The 15,111-nt window shown below is 72.4% G+C and carries 14 protein-coding genes; 11 read left to right on the top strand and 3 right to left on the bottom strand.

Annotation, left to right across the window (positions count from 1 at the left end; translation table 11 throughout):
- Positions 1-3: 3 nt before the first annotated feature.
- On the bottom strand, positions 4-984 hold the full coding sequence (locus ACFY3C_RS40465) for an ATP-binding protein (protein ID WP_390774395.1): 981 nt from the start codon (positions 982-984) through the stop codon (positions 4-6).
- 100 nt (positions 985-1,084) lie between these two features.
- Between ACFY3C_RS40465 and ACFY3C_RS40460 the strand changes: the two genes are divergently transcribed.
- Positions 1,085-1,948 carry an oxidoreductase gene (locus tag ACFY3C_RS40460; protein WP_390774394.1) on the top strand — a complete coding sequence of 288 codons (864 nt, stop codon included), beginning with the start codon at positions 1,085-1,087 and terminating at the stop codon, positions 1,946-1,948.
- A 328-nt stretch (positions 1,949-2,276) separates the two neighbouring features.
- Here ACFY3C_RS40460 and ACFY3C_RS40455 read toward each other — a convergent pair whose 3' ends face one another.
- On the bottom strand, positions 2,277-3,110 hold the full coding sequence (locus ACFY3C_RS40455; RefSeq protein WP_390774393.1) for an HAD family hydrolase: 834 nt from the start codon (positions 3,108-3,110) through the stop codon (positions 2,277-2,279).
- Positions 3,111-3,692: 582 nt separating this feature from the next.
- Here ACFY3C_RS40455 and ssd point away from each other — a divergent pair.
- From ssd to ACFY3C_RS40420, 7 genes are all read left to right on the top strand, one after another.
- Entirely contained in the window at positions 3,693-4,799 is a 1,107-nt protein-coding gene (gene ssd, locus ACFY3C_RS40450; protein WP_386579458.1) for a septum site-determining protein Ssd, read from the top strand.
- The gene (locus ACFY3C_RS40445; protein ID WP_386579460.1) at positions 4,796-6,001 is read left to right on the top strand and encodes a TadA family conjugal transfer-associated ATPase; all 1,206 of its coding nucleotides are present in this window, start codon (positions 4,796-4,798) and stop codon (positions 5,999-6,001) included. Before ssd ends, ACFY3C_RS40445 begins: the two co-directional genes overlap by 4 nt.
- Positions 5,991-6,854 carry a type II secretion system F family protein gene (locus tag ACFY3C_RS40440; RefSeq protein WP_390774392.1) on the top strand — a complete coding sequence of 288 codons (864 nt, stop codon included), beginning with the start codon at positions 5,991-5,993 and terminating at the stop codon, positions 6,852-6,854. Before ACFY3C_RS40445 ends, ACFY3C_RS40440 begins: the two co-directional genes overlap by 11 nt.
- Positions 6,851-7,636, top strand: a complete 786-nt coding sequence (locus tag ACFY3C_RS40435; RefSeq protein WP_390774391.1) for a type II secretion system F family protein — start codon at positions 6,851-6,853, stop codon at positions 7,634-7,636. Before ACFY3C_RS40440 ends, ACFY3C_RS40435 begins: the two co-directional genes overlap by 4 nt.
- A gap of 74 nt (positions 7,637-7,710) precedes the next feature.
- Positions 7,711-7,917 (top strand): DUF4244 domain-containing protein, encoded by a 207-nt coding sequence (locus ACFY3C_RS40430; protein WP_386579625.1) that lies wholly within the window; start codon positions 7,711-7,713, stop codon positions 7,915-7,917.
- Between the two features lie 22 nt (positions 7,918-7,939).
- The gene (locus tag ACFY3C_RS40425) at positions 7,940-8,302 is read left to right on the top strand and encodes a TadE family type IV pilus minor pilin (protein ID WP_390774390.1); all 363 of its coding nucleotides are present in this window, start codon (positions 7,940-7,942) and stop codon (positions 8,300-8,302) included.
- Positions 8,299-8,958: an Rv3654c family TadE-like protein gene (locus ACFY3C_RS40420; protein WP_390774389.1), complete on the top strand. Its 660-nt coding sequence runs from the start codon at positions 8,299-8,301 to the stop codon at positions 8,956-8,958. The genes ACFY3C_RS40425 and ACFY3C_RS40420 overlap by 4 nt, the downstream gene beginning before the upstream one ends.
- Here the strand turns inward: ACFY3C_RS40420 and ACFY3C_RS40415 are convergent.
- Complete coding sequence (locus tag ACFY3C_RS40415; protein WP_390774388.1) at positions 8,909-11,296, bottom strand: DEAD/DEAH box helicase; 2,388 nt, start codon at positions 11,294-11,296, stop codon at positions 8,909-8,911. The genes ACFY3C_RS40420 and ACFY3C_RS40415 overlap by 50 nt on opposite strands.
- A 161-nt stretch (positions 11,297-11,457) precedes the next feature.
- Between ACFY3C_RS40415 and bldG the strand changes: the two genes are divergently transcribed.
- From bldG to ACFY3C_RS40400, 3 genes are all read left to right on the top strand, one after another.
- Positions 11,458-11,799 carry an anti-sigma factor antagonist BldG gene (bldG, locus tag ACFY3C_RS40410; RefSeq protein WP_010986038.1) on the top strand — a complete coding sequence of 114 codons (342 nt, stop codon included), beginning with the start codon at positions 11,458-11,460 and terminating at the stop codon, positions 11,797-11,799.
- 156 nt (positions 11,800-11,955) lie between these two features.
- Complete coding sequence (locus tag ACFY3C_RS40405; protein WP_386579466.1) at positions 11,956-12,393, top strand: ATP-binding protein; 438 nt, start codon at positions 11,956-11,958, stop codon at positions 12,391-12,393.
- A 311-nt stretch (positions 12,394-12,704) separates the two neighbouring features.
- Positions 12,705-15,110 (top strand): sodium-translocating pyrophosphatase, encoded by a 2,406-nt coding sequence (locus ACFY3C_RS40400; protein WP_390774387.1) that lies wholly within the window; start codon positions 12,705-12,707, stop codon positions 15,108-15,110.
- Position 15,111: the final 1 nt, after the last annotated feature.

Below are 15,111 nucleotides of genomic sequence, written 5' to 3'. Positions count from 1 at the left end.
GCATCAGACCGGAGTTGCCACGCTCTCACCGAGCACGAACCCGGGGTCGACCTGCGCCGCCAGGTCGACCCCGGTGCGCTCGTTGCCCCACGCCTCGGCGTTCTTCAGGTGGAAGTGCACCGTCTGGCGTGTGTAGCGCTCCCAGTCGCGCAGCTCGTACGTGGCGTCGGTGGCGGCCCGGAGGGTGTGCAGAGCGCGGGAGTTGGCCTCCTCCAGGAGGTCGAACCGGGGCGGACGGCCCTTCTCCATGGCGCGCACCCAGTCGGAGTGCCCGACCGTCACGAGCAGGTCGTCCCCGACCTCCGCGCGCAGGAAGTCGACGTCGTCCGGTGCCTGGACCTTGTTGCCCACGACCTTCAGGGCGACACCGAAGTCACGGGCGTACTCCTTGTACTGGCGGTAGACGGAGACCCCCTTCCGGGTCGGCTCGGCGACGAGGAACGTCATGTCGAAGCGGGTGAACATGCCGGAGGCGAAGGAGTCCGAACCCGCGGTCATGTCGACCACGACGTACTCGTCGGGGCCGTCGACGAGGTGGTTCAGGAACAGTTCCACCGCTCCCGTCTTGGAGTGGTAGCAGGCGACCCCCAGGTCGGCGTCCGTGAAGGGGCCGGTGACCATCAAACGGGCGGCGCCGCCGTCGAGTTCCACCGGGCGCGCGCAGGCGTCGTACACCGGGTTGGGCTCCCGCACCCGGACCAGCCGTGAGCCCTCGCCGGGCGGGGTCGTCTTGATCATCGTCGCGGCCGAGGCGATGCGCGGGTTGGAGCCGCGCAGGTGGTCCTTGATCAGCGACAGCCGTTCGCCCATGGCGGGCAGCGCGGCCGCCTCCGCCTCCTCGAGGCCGAGCGCGGGGCCGAGGTGCTGGTTGATGTCCGCGTCGATGGCGACCACCGGGGCGCCGGCAGCCACGAGGTGGCGGATGAAGAGGGAGGAGAGCGTGGTCTTGCCGCTGCCGCCCTTCCCGACGAAAGCAATTTTCATGTTCACCAAGGGTAGTCAGCTGATAGCTGTATGTGTCAGGCGGAGTGAAGAAGACCACTCCTTCGTGGGGCGGGCGGCTCGGGTGCGTAGTGTCGTACTCATGAGTACGACAGGCGCGACCGCCGATCCGCCCCCAAGCTCTCGAACGAGCTCGAACAAGGTGGACCCCCTTGCGGCCCTGGGCTCGCTGCCCGGTGTGGCCGAGTCCGTGGAGTCCGTGCGCAAGGCTGTGGACCGGGTCTACGGGCACCGGGTCATGCGGCGCCGCAGCAACGCGATCACCTCCGAGGCCGCGCTGCGCGGCGCCCGCGGTTCGGCGGCGCTGTCCGGCGCCGACTGGGCCCTGGAGGAGGTGCGGCGGCGCACCGACTTCAGCGTCGACGCCGAGGCGCGCGTCATGGGCGCGGCGCTGCGGCTGACGGCCGAGGCGGGTCAGCTGCTGTCCATCTGGCGGCAGTCGCCCCTCAGGGTGCTGGCCCGGCTGCATCTGGTGGCCGCCGCGGACAAGGGTGACGAGGTCGGACGGCCGCGCCAGACGGGCGAGCCGGTCGACGAGCCGCTGATCGAGCTGCCGCTGCCGGACGCCCAGGAGGTGTCCGGACGCCTGGAGGGCCTGGCGGACCTGATCATCGCGGGGACCTCCGCGCCCGCGCTGGTGACGGCCGCCGTGGTGCACGGCGAACTGCTCGCGTTGCGGCCCTTCACCTCGCACAACGGCCTGGTGGCGCGCGCGGCCGAGCGGATCGTCCTGATCGGAAGCGGTCTCGACCCGAAGGCGGTCTGCCCGGCCGAGGTGGGCCACGCCGAACTGGGCCGCGCCTCCTACCTCGCCGCGCTGGACGCGTATGTCTCCGGCACCCCCGAGGGCATGGCGGCCTGGATCACCCACTGCGGCCGGGCGGTCGAGCTGGGTGTGCGCGAGTCCACCGCGGTGTGCGAGGCGCTGCAGCGCGGGGCGGCCTGAGAGAACTCCCCGGACACGGGTTGCGGCGGTACGAGAACTCGTACCGCCGCTGGCATGTTCACCCGGTTACCAGGCGTCCTCGATATATTGCCCATCAGGTCGGGAACTTTGCCCGTCACCTGGTGAGGCTGGCCCGTAATCGACGGGTCGACGTCGCGTGGGTGCCCAGTGTTCATGCAGGGGTCCGTGGGGCCATGTGCGTAGCGTCAGGAAATCCTCTCGGATGGCCTTTGGTCTCGCGGGCCTAAATCATTTCTACTGCAAGCAGGGGGTAAGCGGAACCCTTGCCTGCACTTCTTTACTTTCAGTATCAAACAGGGCGCATGGGTCAGGATGCGACGCCGCGGCGTCGGCTGGTGTACCAGACGAGGCCGGCGGTGGCGGCCGCCGCTCCTATGGCCGCCACCGCGACCAGGGCCGGGCGGGGCGGGACGGAGAACGCGGGCAGCCGCTGCTTGAGCCGGACCGGCCTGCGGAACTCCAGGACCGGCCATCCGCGCGCGACGGCCTCGCGGCGCAGCGCGCGGTCCGGGTTCACGGCATGCGCGTGCCCGACCGCCTGGAGCATCGGCAGATCGGTCACCGAGTCGCTGTAGGCGTAGCAGCGGTCGAGGTCGTACCCCTCGGACGCGGCCAGTTCCCTGATCGCCTCGGCCTTGGTAGGGCCGTAGGCGTAGTACTCCACCTCGCCGGTGAAGCAGCCGTCGTCGCCGACGACCATACGGGTGGCCACCACCCGGTCGGCGCCGAGCAGCTCGCCGATCGGCTCGACCACCTCGGAGCCCGAGGTGGACACGATGACGACGTCGCGGCCGGCCGTGTGGTGCTCCTCGATGAGGGAGGCGGCCTCGTCGTAGATGATCGGGTCGATCAGGTCGTGCAGGGTCTCGGCGACGATCTCCCGCACCTGTTGGACGTTCCAGCCTCGGCACAGGGAGGCCATGTACTTGCGCATACGCTCCATCTGGTCGTGGTCGAGGCCGCCGACCAGGAAGACGAACTGGGCGTATGCGGTACGCAGTGCGGCCCTGCGGTTGATCAGACCGCCCTGGTAGAACGACTTGCTGAAGGTGAGCGTGCTCGACTTCGCAATGACCGTCTTGTCCAGGTCAAAGAAGGCTGCTGCGCGGGGCAAGGAGTGGTTTTCCACGCCCCTGAGCATAGGCGCCCACCATTCGGCGTAAGGTGGGGCGCGTGGGTTTGCCTGAGAGGGCTCTCGGGTACACCATGGAAGTCACGGATCGTTCGCGACCGTGCTAACCCGGTCCGGCTCCTCCCCCCCCGAGTCGGCCGTGGAGACGACCCCCACTCTCCCCCCCGGTGGGGGTCGTCGCATGTCCGGGCGGGTTTTCTTCTTTCTTCAACGGTCGCGAGACCGGTAGTGGGCGGCGCGGGCCGCCCCTTCGTCATGCCCGCGCTTCGTTACTCACGGTAGTCGCAGCGCTGCTCTGCGGAAGTCGTACAGGGGCCAGTACAGGGGTCACCGGTATGGGTGACGGCGATATTCACAACCACTGAGTTGTCCACGGTTTTCGACCAAGATCCACACGATTTCCCGGTTCGTTGCACCGTGATTCCCACGTGCTCCGACCGCGGCGAGTTCATGGCCGGTTCTGATTGCCGGGGCGCGTATGGCCGGTTCCTATCGGCCGTTCATATGGAGGCCGGTTGCCGGTTCTTCACATCTTTGGGAATCGCGGGGCCGCAGAGGCTGCGCGGAAGACACAGCGAAGGGGGACCACACGTGACCGGAACCGTCACCCACGACCCGCCGCCCGCCACCGGAGGCCGGCCGGGACGGCCGCTCATCGTCACCGAGGACGCCGAACTGCTCGACGATCTGCTGCGCCTGTGCGCGGCCGCGGGCGCCACACCGGAGGTCCACCCCGGCGTGCCGGACCACGGCGGTGGCTGGGAAGCGGCCCCGCTCGTCCTGGTTGGCGACGACGCCGCCCGCCGGGTGCGCGGGACCGCACGCCGGCGCGGTGTGGTGCTGGTCGGCCGCGACCAGGACGACTCCGGGGTGTGGAAAAGGGCCGTCCAGATCGGCGCCGACCACGTCCTGATGCTGCCCGACGGCGAGCAGTGGCTGGTCGACCGGATCGCCGACGTCGCCGAGGGCGTCGGCCGCCCGGCCCTCACCGTCGGGATCATCGGCGGCCGGGGCGGGGCCGGCGCCTCCACGCTCGCCTGCGCGCTCGCCGTCACCTCCGCGCGCGAGGGACAGCGCACGCTCCTCGTGGACGCCGATCCGCTGGGTGGCGGACTCGACGTACTCCTCGGCGGTGAGAGCGCCGAAGGACTGCGCTGGCCCGCCTTCGCCGCCTCGCGCGGCCGGGTCGGCGGCGGCGCCCTGGAGGAGTCGCTGCCCGAGCTGCACTCCCTGCGGGTGCTCAGCTGGGACCGCGGCGACTGCGTCGCGATCCCGCCCCAGGCCGTGCGCGCGGTGCTCGCCGCCGCCCGGCGGCGCGGCGGCACGGTCGTGGTCGACCTCCCGCGCCGCCTGGACGACGGAGTCGCCGAAGCCCTCGCCCAGCTCGACCTGGCACTCCTGGTCGTCCCGGCCGAACTGCGCGCGGTCGCGGCCGCGGGCCGGGTGGCCTCGGCGGTCGGCATGGTCGTCCGGGACCTGCGCCTCGCGGTCCGCGGGCCGTACGCGCCCGGCCTGGACGACCGCGAGGTGGCCCGGCTGCTCGGCCTGCCCCTGGCCGGCGAGGTGCCCGTCGAACCGGCACTGCTGCGCCCCCAGGGTGCCGCGAAACCACCCGGCGCGACCGGACGCGGGCCCCTGGCCCGCTTCTGCACCACCTTCTGGGAACAGGCGCTGGTCGAGGCGGGAGGCGCACGATGACGCTCCCCGGCCTTGACCGGGCCGACGGCGCGGCCCTGCTCGACGGCGTCCGGCGCCGGCTGGCCGAGAGCGGCGCCGAACCCACCCCCGCGCGCGTGGCCCAGGCACTGCGCGAACAGGGCCGGGTGCTGGGCGACGCCGAAGTCCTCGGCGCGGCCGAGCAGTTACGGTCCGAGCTCGTCGGCACCGGCCCCCTGGAGCCGCTGCTCGCCGACCCGAGCGTCACCGACGTCCTGGTGTCCGCCCCGGACCGGGTGTGGGTGGACCGCGGCGGCGGCCTGGAGCGGGCCCCGGTGACCTTCCCCGACGCGGCGGCCGTACGGCGCCTCGCGCAGCGGCTGGCCGCCGTGGCCGGACGCCGGCTGGACGACGCGCGGCCCTGGGCGGACGCCCGGCTGCCCGACGGGACCCGGCTCCACGCGGTGCTGCCGCCGGTGGCCGTCGGCTGCACGTGTCTGTCCCTGCGGGTGGTCCGTCCCCGGGCGTTCACCCTCGAGGAACTGGTCGAGGCGGGCACCGTGCCGCCCGGCGGGGACCGGATCCTGCGGGCGCTGCTGGCGGCCCGGCTGTCCTTCCTCGTCAGCGGCGGCACCGGCAGCGGCAAGACGACCCTGCTGAGCGCCCTGCTCGGTCTGGTCGGGCCCGGTGAGCGGATCGTGCTCGCCGAGGACTCGGCCGAGCTGAGACCGGAGCACCCGCACGTCGTACGGCTGGAGACCCGGCCCGCGAACCAGGAGGGCGCCGGCCTGGTCACCCTGGAGGACCTCGTCCGCCAGGCGCTGCGGATGCGGCCCGACCGGCTGGTCGTGGGCGAGGTGCGCGGCCCGGAGGTGGTCCACCTGCTGGCTGCGCTCAACACCGGCCACGAGGGCGGCTGCGGCACCGTGCACGCCAACACGGCCACGGACGTACCGGCCCGCCTGGAGGCGCTGGGGACGGCGGCCGGGCTCGACCGGGCCGCGCTGCACAGCCAGTTGGCGGCTGCGCTGTCCGTGGTGCTCCACCTCGTACGGGACCGGTCCGGGCGGCGCCGGATCGCGGAGGTGCACGTGCTGGAGCGGGATGACTCGGGGCTGGTGCGGACGGTGCCGGCGCTGCGGTGGGGCGCGCGGACCTTCGCCCGGGAGCGCGGCTGGGAGCGGCTGCGGGAGCTGCTGCGCGGTGAGTTCGGGAGTGAGAGGGGCGACGGAAATGAGCACTGAGATGGCCATGAGCGCGGCGGCGGCCTGCGTCGGGGCGGCGGCCTGGCTGCTGGGCGAGCGGCACTACGGAGTGCGGCGGGCGCGGCTGCTGCTGGCCGGCGGCGGAGTGGTGGCGACCGGGCCGCCCGCCTGGGACCAAGCCATGGCCGAACTGCGGCGGCTGCACGGGAGGTTGGGTACCGAGTGGTGGTCGCTCGCGGCCGGGCTGCTGCTCGCTGTGCTGGGTTCCTCGGTGATTCCGGCCGTCGCGGGGGCGGCCGGGGTGCCGGCGCTGCGCCGGATGCGGCTGGCCCGAGCGGCCGGGCGGGCCCGCGAGGGGCGCGCGGATGCGGTGATCGGCCTGTGCGGGGCGCTCGCCGGGGAGGTGCGTGCGGGACGGCAACCCGCTGAGGCACTGCTGCGGGCCGCGCGGGACTCCGGCGGGCTGGGGGACGCCCAGGCGGCCGTGGTCGCGGCGGCGCGGTTCGGCGGGGACGTGCCGAGTGCGCTGGCCGTCGCGGCCCGCCGGCCGGGCGCCGAAGGGCTGCTGGGGCTCGCCGCCTGCTGGCGGGTGGCCGTGGACCAGGGCGCCGGACTCGCGGCCGGCCTCGACCGGCTGGACGCGGCCCTGCGCGCCGAACGGGACCAGCGGGCCGACCTGCGCGCCCAGTTGGCGGGCGCCCGGGCGACGGCACTGCTGCTCGCCGCACTGCCTGCCCTCGGGCTGCTCCTCGGCTCGGCCATGGGCGCAGAGCCGCTGCGGGTGCTGCTGCACAGCGGGGCCGGGCTGGGCTGCCTGGTGGCCGGGGTGGTGTTCGAAGGGGCCGGGATCTGGTGGGTGGCGCGGATCGTGCGGGGAGCTGAGGCGGTATGAGCGGGGAAGTCGTCCACAGGCTGGGGACGGCCACGGCCGCCCTGCTGGCCCTCGGCTGGGCGGTCCGGCGGCTGGACATGACCCGGCGCCGACGCCGGGCGCGGCGCCGGGTGGCCGAACTGCTGGCCCAGGAGACGCACGACTCCGGGCCACCCTTCGAGATCGGTGGGGCGGTCCGGCGATGGCTGCCCGTGGCCGGAGCGGTGTGCGGGGCGTGGGTGCTGGTCGGCGGGGTCGCCGGTGCGGTCGTGGGGCTCGGCGTCGCCGCGGGACTTTGGCGATGGCGGCGCCGGCAGCCGCGGGAGGGCCCGGGGGAGCAGATCGACACGGGCCTGGCCGCCCGCCAACTCCCGCTCGCCGCCGATCTGCTGGCGGCCTGTATCGCGGCCGGTGCCGGTCCGGTGATCGCGGCGCAGGCGGTGGGGGAGGCCCTCGGCGGACCCGTCGGGGACGCACTGGCGCGGGGTGCGGCGGAGGTACGGCTGGGTGGCGAACCGGCCGATGCCTGGCGGCGGTTGGCCGCGCTGCCCGGAGCCGGTGCCCTGGCCCGGCTGCTGGAGCGGGCCGGCGATTCGGGGCTGCCCGCGGCGGCGCCCGTCGCCCGCCTCGCCTCGGACGCGCGCGGGGAGTGGGCCCGCGACGCCACGGCCCGGGCGCGCCGGGCGGCCGTCATGGTCTCCGCGCCGGTGGGGCTGTGTTTCCTGCCCGCGTTCATCGCGATCGGTGTGCTGCCCGTGGTGATCGGGCTGGCGGGCGGAGTGGTGGGAGGAGGTGGGGGCTGACGGGCGGCGCAGGTTGCAGGTGAGTCGGACATCGGACAACAGAGCTGGAACGAGGGGAGTTTGAGGTGCGGAACTTGAAGGTGCGGGACAGGGCCGTGAGGCTGTGGGTGTGTCTGCGGGAGCGGTGCCGCGGGGACGCGGGAATGGTGACGTCCGAGTACGCGATGGGGATCGTCGCGGCGGTCGGGTTCGCGTTGCTGCTCTACGAGGTCGTCACCAGCGGCCAGGTCAAGGCGGAGTTGCAGGCCATCGTGAAGCGAGCCCTCAGTGCGCGGATGTGAGCGAGGGGCGGACCGGGGGTTCGTGACCGCGGAGTCGGCCATGGTGCTGTCCGTGCTGGTGGCGTTCACCATGGCGCTGGCCTGGGCGTTGCTCGTGGTGGCGGCGCAGATCCAGTGCGTGGACGCCGCCCGCACGGGCGCCCGGGCCGCCGCCCGGCAGGACCCGCCCGGCGCGGTGGTGGAGGTGACCCAGGAGGCGGCCCCGCGTGGGGCACGGGTGACGGTCGGGCGGAAGGGCGACCAGATCCACGTGACGGTGGTGGCCAAGCCGCCGCTGCTGACCGGCCTACCGTTCGAGGTACGGGAGGAGGCCGTGGCAGCGGCGGAGGACGCGGTCGGAGCGGGCCCGGGTACGGCTGCGGGGACTGGGGAGGTGGGGCCGTGAAGGGCTGGCCCGGATTCGGGGCCTGGCCCGGACTCGCGGATCGGGGAGGCGGGGCCGTGAAGGGTCACCCTGGCCGTGGGGACCTGGGAGGTGAAGCCGTGACGTGCCGGCACGGCGGTGGCCGCGGGGACCCTGGCGGTGAGGCCGTGGATCGCAGTCCCGGCTGTGAGGACCTCGGAGGCAGGGGCCTGAAGCGCCGTCGGCGGGGTCTCCAGGGCTCGGATCGGGGGTCCGCCACCATCTGGAGCCTTGGGGCGATTGCCGTGCTCTGTGTGGTCTTCGGTGCCGTGCTTGCGCTCGGGCAGGCCGTTGTCGTGCGGCATCGGGCGGCCGGCGGTGCGGACCTGGCGGCGCTCGCGGCGGCGGACCACTGGGGCGAGGGCGGTGCGGAGGCCTGTGCCCGGGCGGAGCGGGTGGCGGCCGCGCAGGGGGCCCGGTTGGTGCGGTGCGCGATCGTGGGCGAGACCTCGGACGTGACGGCGGCGTCGGGACGGGGGCCGTTCGCGGCGGAGGTCAGGGCCAGGGCCGGGCCGGCAGGGCCGGTGCCACCGGGACCCGTGTCGGCCGCCGTGCCGGGTGAGGTGGCCGGCCCGGACGCCGCGCCCCTCAGCCCTCGTCCGGCTTCTCCTCCGGTGCCCCCCGCAACAGCACCGTGAGGAGCCGTACGGCGCCCCTCTTGTGCAGCGGATCGTTGCCGTTGCCGCACTTGGGGGACTGGATGCAGGAGGGGCAGCCGGAGTCGCACTCGCAGGAGGCGATGGCCTCCCGGGTGGCGGCGAGCCAGTCGCGGGCGGTGTGGAAGGCGCGCTCGGCGAAGCCCGCTCCGCCGGGGTGGCCGTCGTAGACGAAGACCGTGGGCAGGAGCGTGTCGGGGTGGAGCGGCACCGACACGCCGCCGATGTCCCAGCGGTCGCAGGTCGCGAAGAGGGGCAGCAGGCCGATCGAGGCGTGCTCGGCGGCGTGCAGGGAGCCGCCGAGGATCTCCGGGTTGATCCGGGCCTCGTCCAGCTGGTCCTCGGTGACCGTCCACCACACCGCGCGCGTGCGCAGCGTACGAGGAGGGAGGTCGAGTTTCGTCTCGCCCAGCACTTCGCCCGTGATGAGTCGTCTGCGAAGGAAGGAGACCACCTGGTTGGTGACTTCGACGGAGCCGTAGCAGAGGCGGCCGGAGCCCCAGGGCACCTCGATGTCCGTCTCCAGGACGGAGACGGACGTGGTGTCGCGGGCGACGGTCGAGTACGGCGGGTCGGCCTGCTCGACCAGGGCGACCGAGGCCTCCAGGTCGAGGGAGCGGACGAGGTAGGTGCGGCCCTGGTGCAGGTGCACGGCGCCCTCGTGGACCGTGGAGTGGGCGGCGCCCGCGTCCACCGTGCCGAGCAGGCGTCCCGTGCCCTCCTCGACGACCTGCACCGGCCGCCCGCCCGCGCCCCGGATGTCGGTCAGGTCGGCGGCCCGTTCCCGGCGCGTCCAGTGCCAGGCCTTCGTCCGGCGGCGCAGCAGCTTCGCGGCCTCCAGCTGCGGCAGCAGCTCTTCGCACGCGGGGCCGAAGAGGTCCAGGTCCTCCTCGGTCAGCGGGATCTCCGCGGCGGCGGCGCACAGGTGCGGGGCCAGGACGTAGGGGTTGTCGGGGTCGAGGACCGTGGATTCGACCGGTTGGTCGAACAGGGCCTCGGGGTGGTGGACGAGGAAGGTGTCCAGCGGGTCGTCGCGGGCCACCAGCACCGCCAGGGCGCCCTGCCCGGAGCGGCCCGCGCGGCCCGCCTGCTGCCACAGGGAGGCGCGCGTGCCCGGGTACCCGGCGATCACCACCGCGTCCAGGCCCGAGACGTCCACGCCCAGCTCCAGGGCCGTCGTGGCGGCGAGGCCGAGGAGCTCCCCGGAGTGCAGGGCGCGTTCCAGGGCGCGGCGCTCCTCGGGGAGGTAGCCGCCGCGGTAGGCCGCGACACGCCGGACCAGGGAGCGGTCCACCTTGGCGAGCCGCTCCTGGGCGATCACCGAGATCAGCTCGGCGCCGCGCCGGGAGCGCACGAAGGCGACCGAGCGCACGCCCTGCACGGTGAGGTCGGTCAGCAGGTCGGCGGTCTCGGCGGTGGCGGTACGCCGGACGGGTGCACCTTTCTCGCCGTGCAGTTCGGTGAGCGGGGGCTCCCAGAGGGCGAAGACGAGTTCCCCGCGCGGGGAGGCGTCGTCGGCGACCTCGACCACCGGCAGGCCGGTCAGCCGGCGGGCTGCGACGGCGGGCTCGGCGGCGGTCGCGGAGGCCAGCAGGAAGACGGGCGAGGCGCCGTAGCGGGCGCACAGGCGGCGCAGCCGGCGCAGCACCTGGGCGACGTGCGAGCCGAAGACGCCCCGGTAGGTGTGGCACTCGTCGATGACGACGTACTTGAGCGACTTCAGGAAGGAGGACCAGCGGGGGTGGGACGGCAATATGCCCCGGTGCAGCATGTCGGGGTTGGTCAGGACGTAGTTGGCGTACTGGCGGACCCACTCGCGTTCCTCGAACGGCGTGTCGCCGTCGTACACGGCCGGGCGTACCGAGGTGCCCAGCGGTTGTGAAAGTTCCTTCACCGACCGGCACTGGTCCGCCGCGAGCGCCTTGGTGGGCGCGAGGTAGAGGGCGGTGGCACCACGGCCGTTGGGGGCCTCGGAGCCGTCCAGGAGGGCGGACAGGACGGGCACGAGGTAGGCGAGGGACTTGCCCGAGGCGGTGCCGGTGGCGACGACCACCGAGTCGCCGTCCAGGGCGTGCTCGGCGGCCAGCGCCTGGTGGGCCCAGGGGTGCTCGATGCCGCCCGCCTGCACGGCCGCGATCACTTCCGGGCGAATTCGATCAGGCCAGACGGCATGCCGACCCGCGCGCGGGGGCAAGTGCTCCGTATGAGTGATGCGCGCGGAGCGGCTCGGCCCGGAGGCGAGCCGGTCCAGGACGGCGCCCGGAGACGGGCGGGACGCCGGGTTCGCCGGGGGTCGATCGGATCGGTGATTCTTGGCCATCGGCACCGAGTGTGTCACTGGCGTAGCGGACAATGGAGCCAAGGCGTCGTGCACGCCTGCGGTAAGTGATTGAATGCCATCGCGGCTGGCGATGCGTCCCGGGGGCCGCAAGCCGAGGTGCCCGAGGGGCGACCGCTCGATAGCAAGGTGCTGGAGGATCCGTGGACCTGTCCCTGTCGACCCGTACCGTCGGCGATCGTACGGTCGTCGAGGTCGGTGGCGAAATCGATGTATACACCGCGCCCAAGCTGCGCGAGCAGCTGGTCGAGCTGGTGAACGACGGGAATTTCCACCTCGTCGTCGACATGGAGGGCGTGGACTTCCTCGACTCCACCGGGCTCGGCGTGCTGGTCGGCGGCCTGAAGCGGGTGCGTGCCCACGAGGGCTCGCTGCGCCTGGTCTGCAACCAGGAGCGCATTTTGAAGATCTTCCGCATCACCGGCCTCACCAAGGTGTTCCCGATCCACACCTCGGTCGAGGAAGCGGTGGCGGCCACCGACTGACACCGGGCCGATCGCCGGGTCCGGACCGCTCGTCGGTCCGGACGCCGGTCGGTCCCGCCCCGGGCCGGTGTGTCCGGGGCCCAGAAGTTCATCAGGGGGTGTGGGCTCTCGGCGCCCCGCCCCCGGATCGCACGCCCGTAGTCGCGAGGGGGATGCATGGCCACCGTCGAACTCCGCTTCAGCGCGCTGCCCGAGCACGTCCGTACCGCCCGGCTGGTGGCGGCTGCGGTGGCGCGCAGGGCCGGAGTGGACGAGGCCGTCCTGGACGAGGTCCGGCTCGCCGTCGGTGAGGCCTGCTCGCGTGCTGTCGGACTGCACCAGAGCAACGCCATCACGGCACCCGTGAAGGTCGCGCTGATCGAGGAGGAGAAACAGTTCTCCATCGAGGTCGGCGACGAGGCCCCGCATGCCGCCCCCACCGAGCGGGTGGCCGGCGGTGCCGCCGCGGACGCGGACGTGGAGGCGGAGGAGGACGAGATGGGCCTCGCCGTCATCAGCGGCCTCGTGGACGACGTGGAGGTCACCACGGGCGAGAACGGTGGGCTGATCCGGATGAGCTGGCCCACTGCCCCGCCGGCCGCGGCACTCGCCTGAACGACCCCCGCGCACAGCGCATCGAAGGGCCCTGCTCAGCAGGGCCCTTCGTGTTGCTTCCAGCATCGTTTCCGGCGACCCTGGAATTCGTGAAGGAATTCACGATCGATAGCCTGATAATTCGATCAAGCATCAATCTGGTCGTCAATGCCTTTGAGGCATTACCGCTTTCGGGTTCCCTGGCGTGATCTCGATCATTTGCTGAAGAGCACAAGAAGGCCAATTCCGCTTACCGTGCCCTGTTTAGATCGCGATCGGGTACCTACAATCCGTCCACATCTTGAGCTCAGCCCAAGCGTCAAGGAGGACGAATGGCGGGGCTTTCTACCCCTCATCAGTTGGGCCAACCCACAACCTTCGCAGCAGCGGTCCTGACCGACGACAACCGGATCATCGTGGCGGTGATCGCGGCCGTCGCCCTGGCCGCGCTCGTGGTCGCGGGTGTCCTGGTGCGCCAGGTGCTGGCAGCGGGCGAGGGCACCGACAGCATGAAAAAGATCGCCGAGGCGGTCCAGGAGGGCGCCAAGGCGTATCTCGCCCGGCAGCTGCGCACGCTCGGCGTATTCGCCGTCGTCGTCTTCTTCCTGCTCATGCTGCTGCCCGCGGACGACTGGAATCAGCGCGCCGGCCGGTCGGTGTTCTTCCTGATCGGCGCGGCGTTCTCGGCGGCCACCGGCTATATCGGCATGTGGCTGGCCGTGCGCAGCAATGTGCGGGTCGCCGCGGCGGCCCGGGAAGCGACCCCGGGCCCGGGTGAACCGCAAAAGGATCTCACCACCGTTTCGCACACCGCGATGAAGATCGCATTTCGCACGGGCGGCGTCGTCGGCATGTTCACGGTGGGCCTCGGCCTGCTGGGCGCCTCCTGTGTGGTGCTGGTGTACGCGGCCGACGCGCCGAAGGTGCTCGAGGGCTTCGGCCTCGGTGCCGCCCTGATCGCCATGTTCATGCGTGTGGGCGGCGGCATCTTCACCAAGGCCGCCGACGTCGGCGCCGACCTGGTCGGCAAGGTCGAGCAGGGCATTCCGGAGGACGATCCGCGCAATGCCGCGACCATCGCCGACAACGTGGGCGACAACGTCGGCGACTGCGCCGGCATGGCGGCCGACCTGTTCGAGTCGTACGCCGTCACCCTGGTGGCCGCACTGATCCTCGGCAAGGTCGCCTTCGGTGACTCCGGGCTCGCCTTCCCGCTGCTCGTGCCTGCCATCGGCGTGGTCACCGCCATGATCGGCATCTTCGCGGTCGCCCCGCGGCGCACCGACCGCAGCGGCATGACGGCGATCAACCGCGGCTTCTTCATCTCCGCGGCGATCTCCCTCGTCCTGGTCGCGATCGCGGTCTTCGTCTACCTGCCCGCGAAGTACTCCGACCTCGCCGGCGTCACCGACGCGGCGATCCGGGGCAAGGAAGGCGACCCGCGGATCCTCGCGCTGGTCGCGGTCGCCATCGGCATCCTGCTCGCCGCCGTGATCCAGCAGCTGACCGGCTACTTCACCGAGACGAACCGCCGCCCGGTCAGGGACATCGGCAAGACCTCCCTCACGGGCCCGGCCACCGTCATCCTCTCCGGCATCTCGCTGGGTCTGGAATCGGCCGTCTACACCGCCCTGCTCATCGGCCTCAGCGTGTACGGGGCGTTCCTGCTCGGCGGTACGTCGATCATGCTGGCGCTGTTCGCGGTCGCCCTGGCCGGTACCGGCCTGCTCACCACGGTCGGCGTGATCGTCGCCATGGACACCTTCGGTCCGGTCTCCGACAACGCGCAGGGCATCGCCGAGATGTCCGGCGACGTCACGGGCGCGGGCGCGCAGGTGCTCACCAACCTGGACGCGGTCGGCAACACCACCAAGGCCATCACCAAGGGCATCGCCATCGCCACCGCCGTCCTCGCGGCCTCGGCGCTCTTCGGGTCGTACCGGGACGCGATCACGACCAGCGTGCAGGACGTCGGGGCGAAGCTCACCGGGCCGGGTGCGCCGATGAGCCTGTCGCTGGACATCTCGCAGCCCAACAACCTGGTCGGCCTCATCGCGGGTGCCGCGGTCGTCTTCCTCTTCTCCGGACTCGCCATCAACGCCGTGTCGCGCTCGGCGGGTTCGGTGGTGTTCGAGGTGCGGCGGCAGTTCCGCGAGCACCCCGGGATCATGGACTACACGGAGAAGCCCGAGTACGGGCGCGTCGTCGACATCTGCACCAAGGACGCCCTGCGCGAGCTGGCCACGCCCGGTCTGCTCGCCGTGATGGCGCCGATCTTCATCGGGTTCACCCTCGGTGTCGGCGCGCTCGGTTCGTACCTCGCGGGAGCGATCGGCGCGGGCACGCTGATGGCGGTGTTCCTCGCCAACTCCGGTGGCGCCTGGGACAACGCCAAGAAGCTGGTGGAGGACGGTCATCACGGCGGCAAGGGCAGTGAAGCCCACGCGGCCACGGTGATCGGCGACACGGTCGGCGACCCCTTCAAGGACACCGCCGGGCCGGCGATCAACCCGCTGCTGAAGGTCATGAACCTGGTCTCGCTGCTCATCGCGCCCGCGGTGATCAAGTTCTCCTACGGCAGCGACAAGAACATCGGTGTACGCATCGCGATCGCGGTCCTGGCGCTCGTGGTGATCGTCGTGTCGGTGTACGTCTCCAAGCGGCGCGGCATCGCGGTCGGCGACGACGACGGCGCCGAGCGGGTCTCCAACTCGGCTGATCCGGCGGTGGTTTCGTAGG

It is taken from the genome of Streptomyces sp. NPDC001410, assembly GCF_042895235.1.
Classification (GTDB): domain Bacteria; phylum Actinomycetota; class Actinomycetes; order Streptomycetales; family Streptomycetaceae; genus Streptomyces.
This window is presented reverse-complemented; position numbering and strand designations above follow the sequence as displayed.

Excerpts from the sequence above, each read along its gene's own strand:
- ACFY3C_RS40465 (WP_390774395.1), bottom strand. The coding sequence starts at position 984 with ATGAAAATTGCTTTCGTCGGGAAGGGCGGCAGCGGCAAGACCACGCTC.
- ACFY3C_RS40460 (WP_390774394.1), top strand. The coding sequence starts at position 1,085 with ATGAGTACGACAGGCGCGACCGCCGATCCGCCCCCAAGCTCTCGAACG.
- ACFY3C_RS40455 (WP_390774393.1), bottom strand. The coding sequence starts at position 3,110 with ATGCTCAGGGGCGTGGAAAACCACTCCTTGCCCCGCGCAGCAGCCTTC.
- ACFY3C_RS40445 (WP_386579460.1), top strand. The coding sequence starts at position 4,796 with ATGACGCTCCCCGGCCTTGACCGGGCCGACGGCGCGGCCCTGCTCGAC.
- ACFY3C_RS40440 (WP_390774392.1), top strand. The coding sequence starts at position 5,991 with ATGAGCACTGAGATGGCCATGAGCGCGGCGGCGGCCTGCGTCGGGGCG.
- ACFY3C_RS40435 (WP_390774391.1), top strand. The coding sequence starts at position 6,851 with ATGAGCGGGGAAGTCGTCCACAGGCTGGGGACGGCCACGGCCGCCCTG.
- ACFY3C_RS40415 (WP_390774388.1), bottom strand. The coding sequence starts at position 11,296 with ATGGCCAAGAATCACCGATCCGATCGACCCCCGGCGAACCCGGCGTCC.
- ACFY3C_RS40405 (WP_386579466.1), top strand. The coding sequence starts at position 11,956 with ATGGCCACCGTCGAACTCCGCTTCAGCGCGCTGCCCGAGCACGTCCGT.
- ACFY3C_RS40400 (WP_390774387.1), top strand. The coding sequence starts at position 12,705 with ATGGCGGGGCTTTCTACCCCTCATCAGTTGGGCCAACCCACAACCTTC.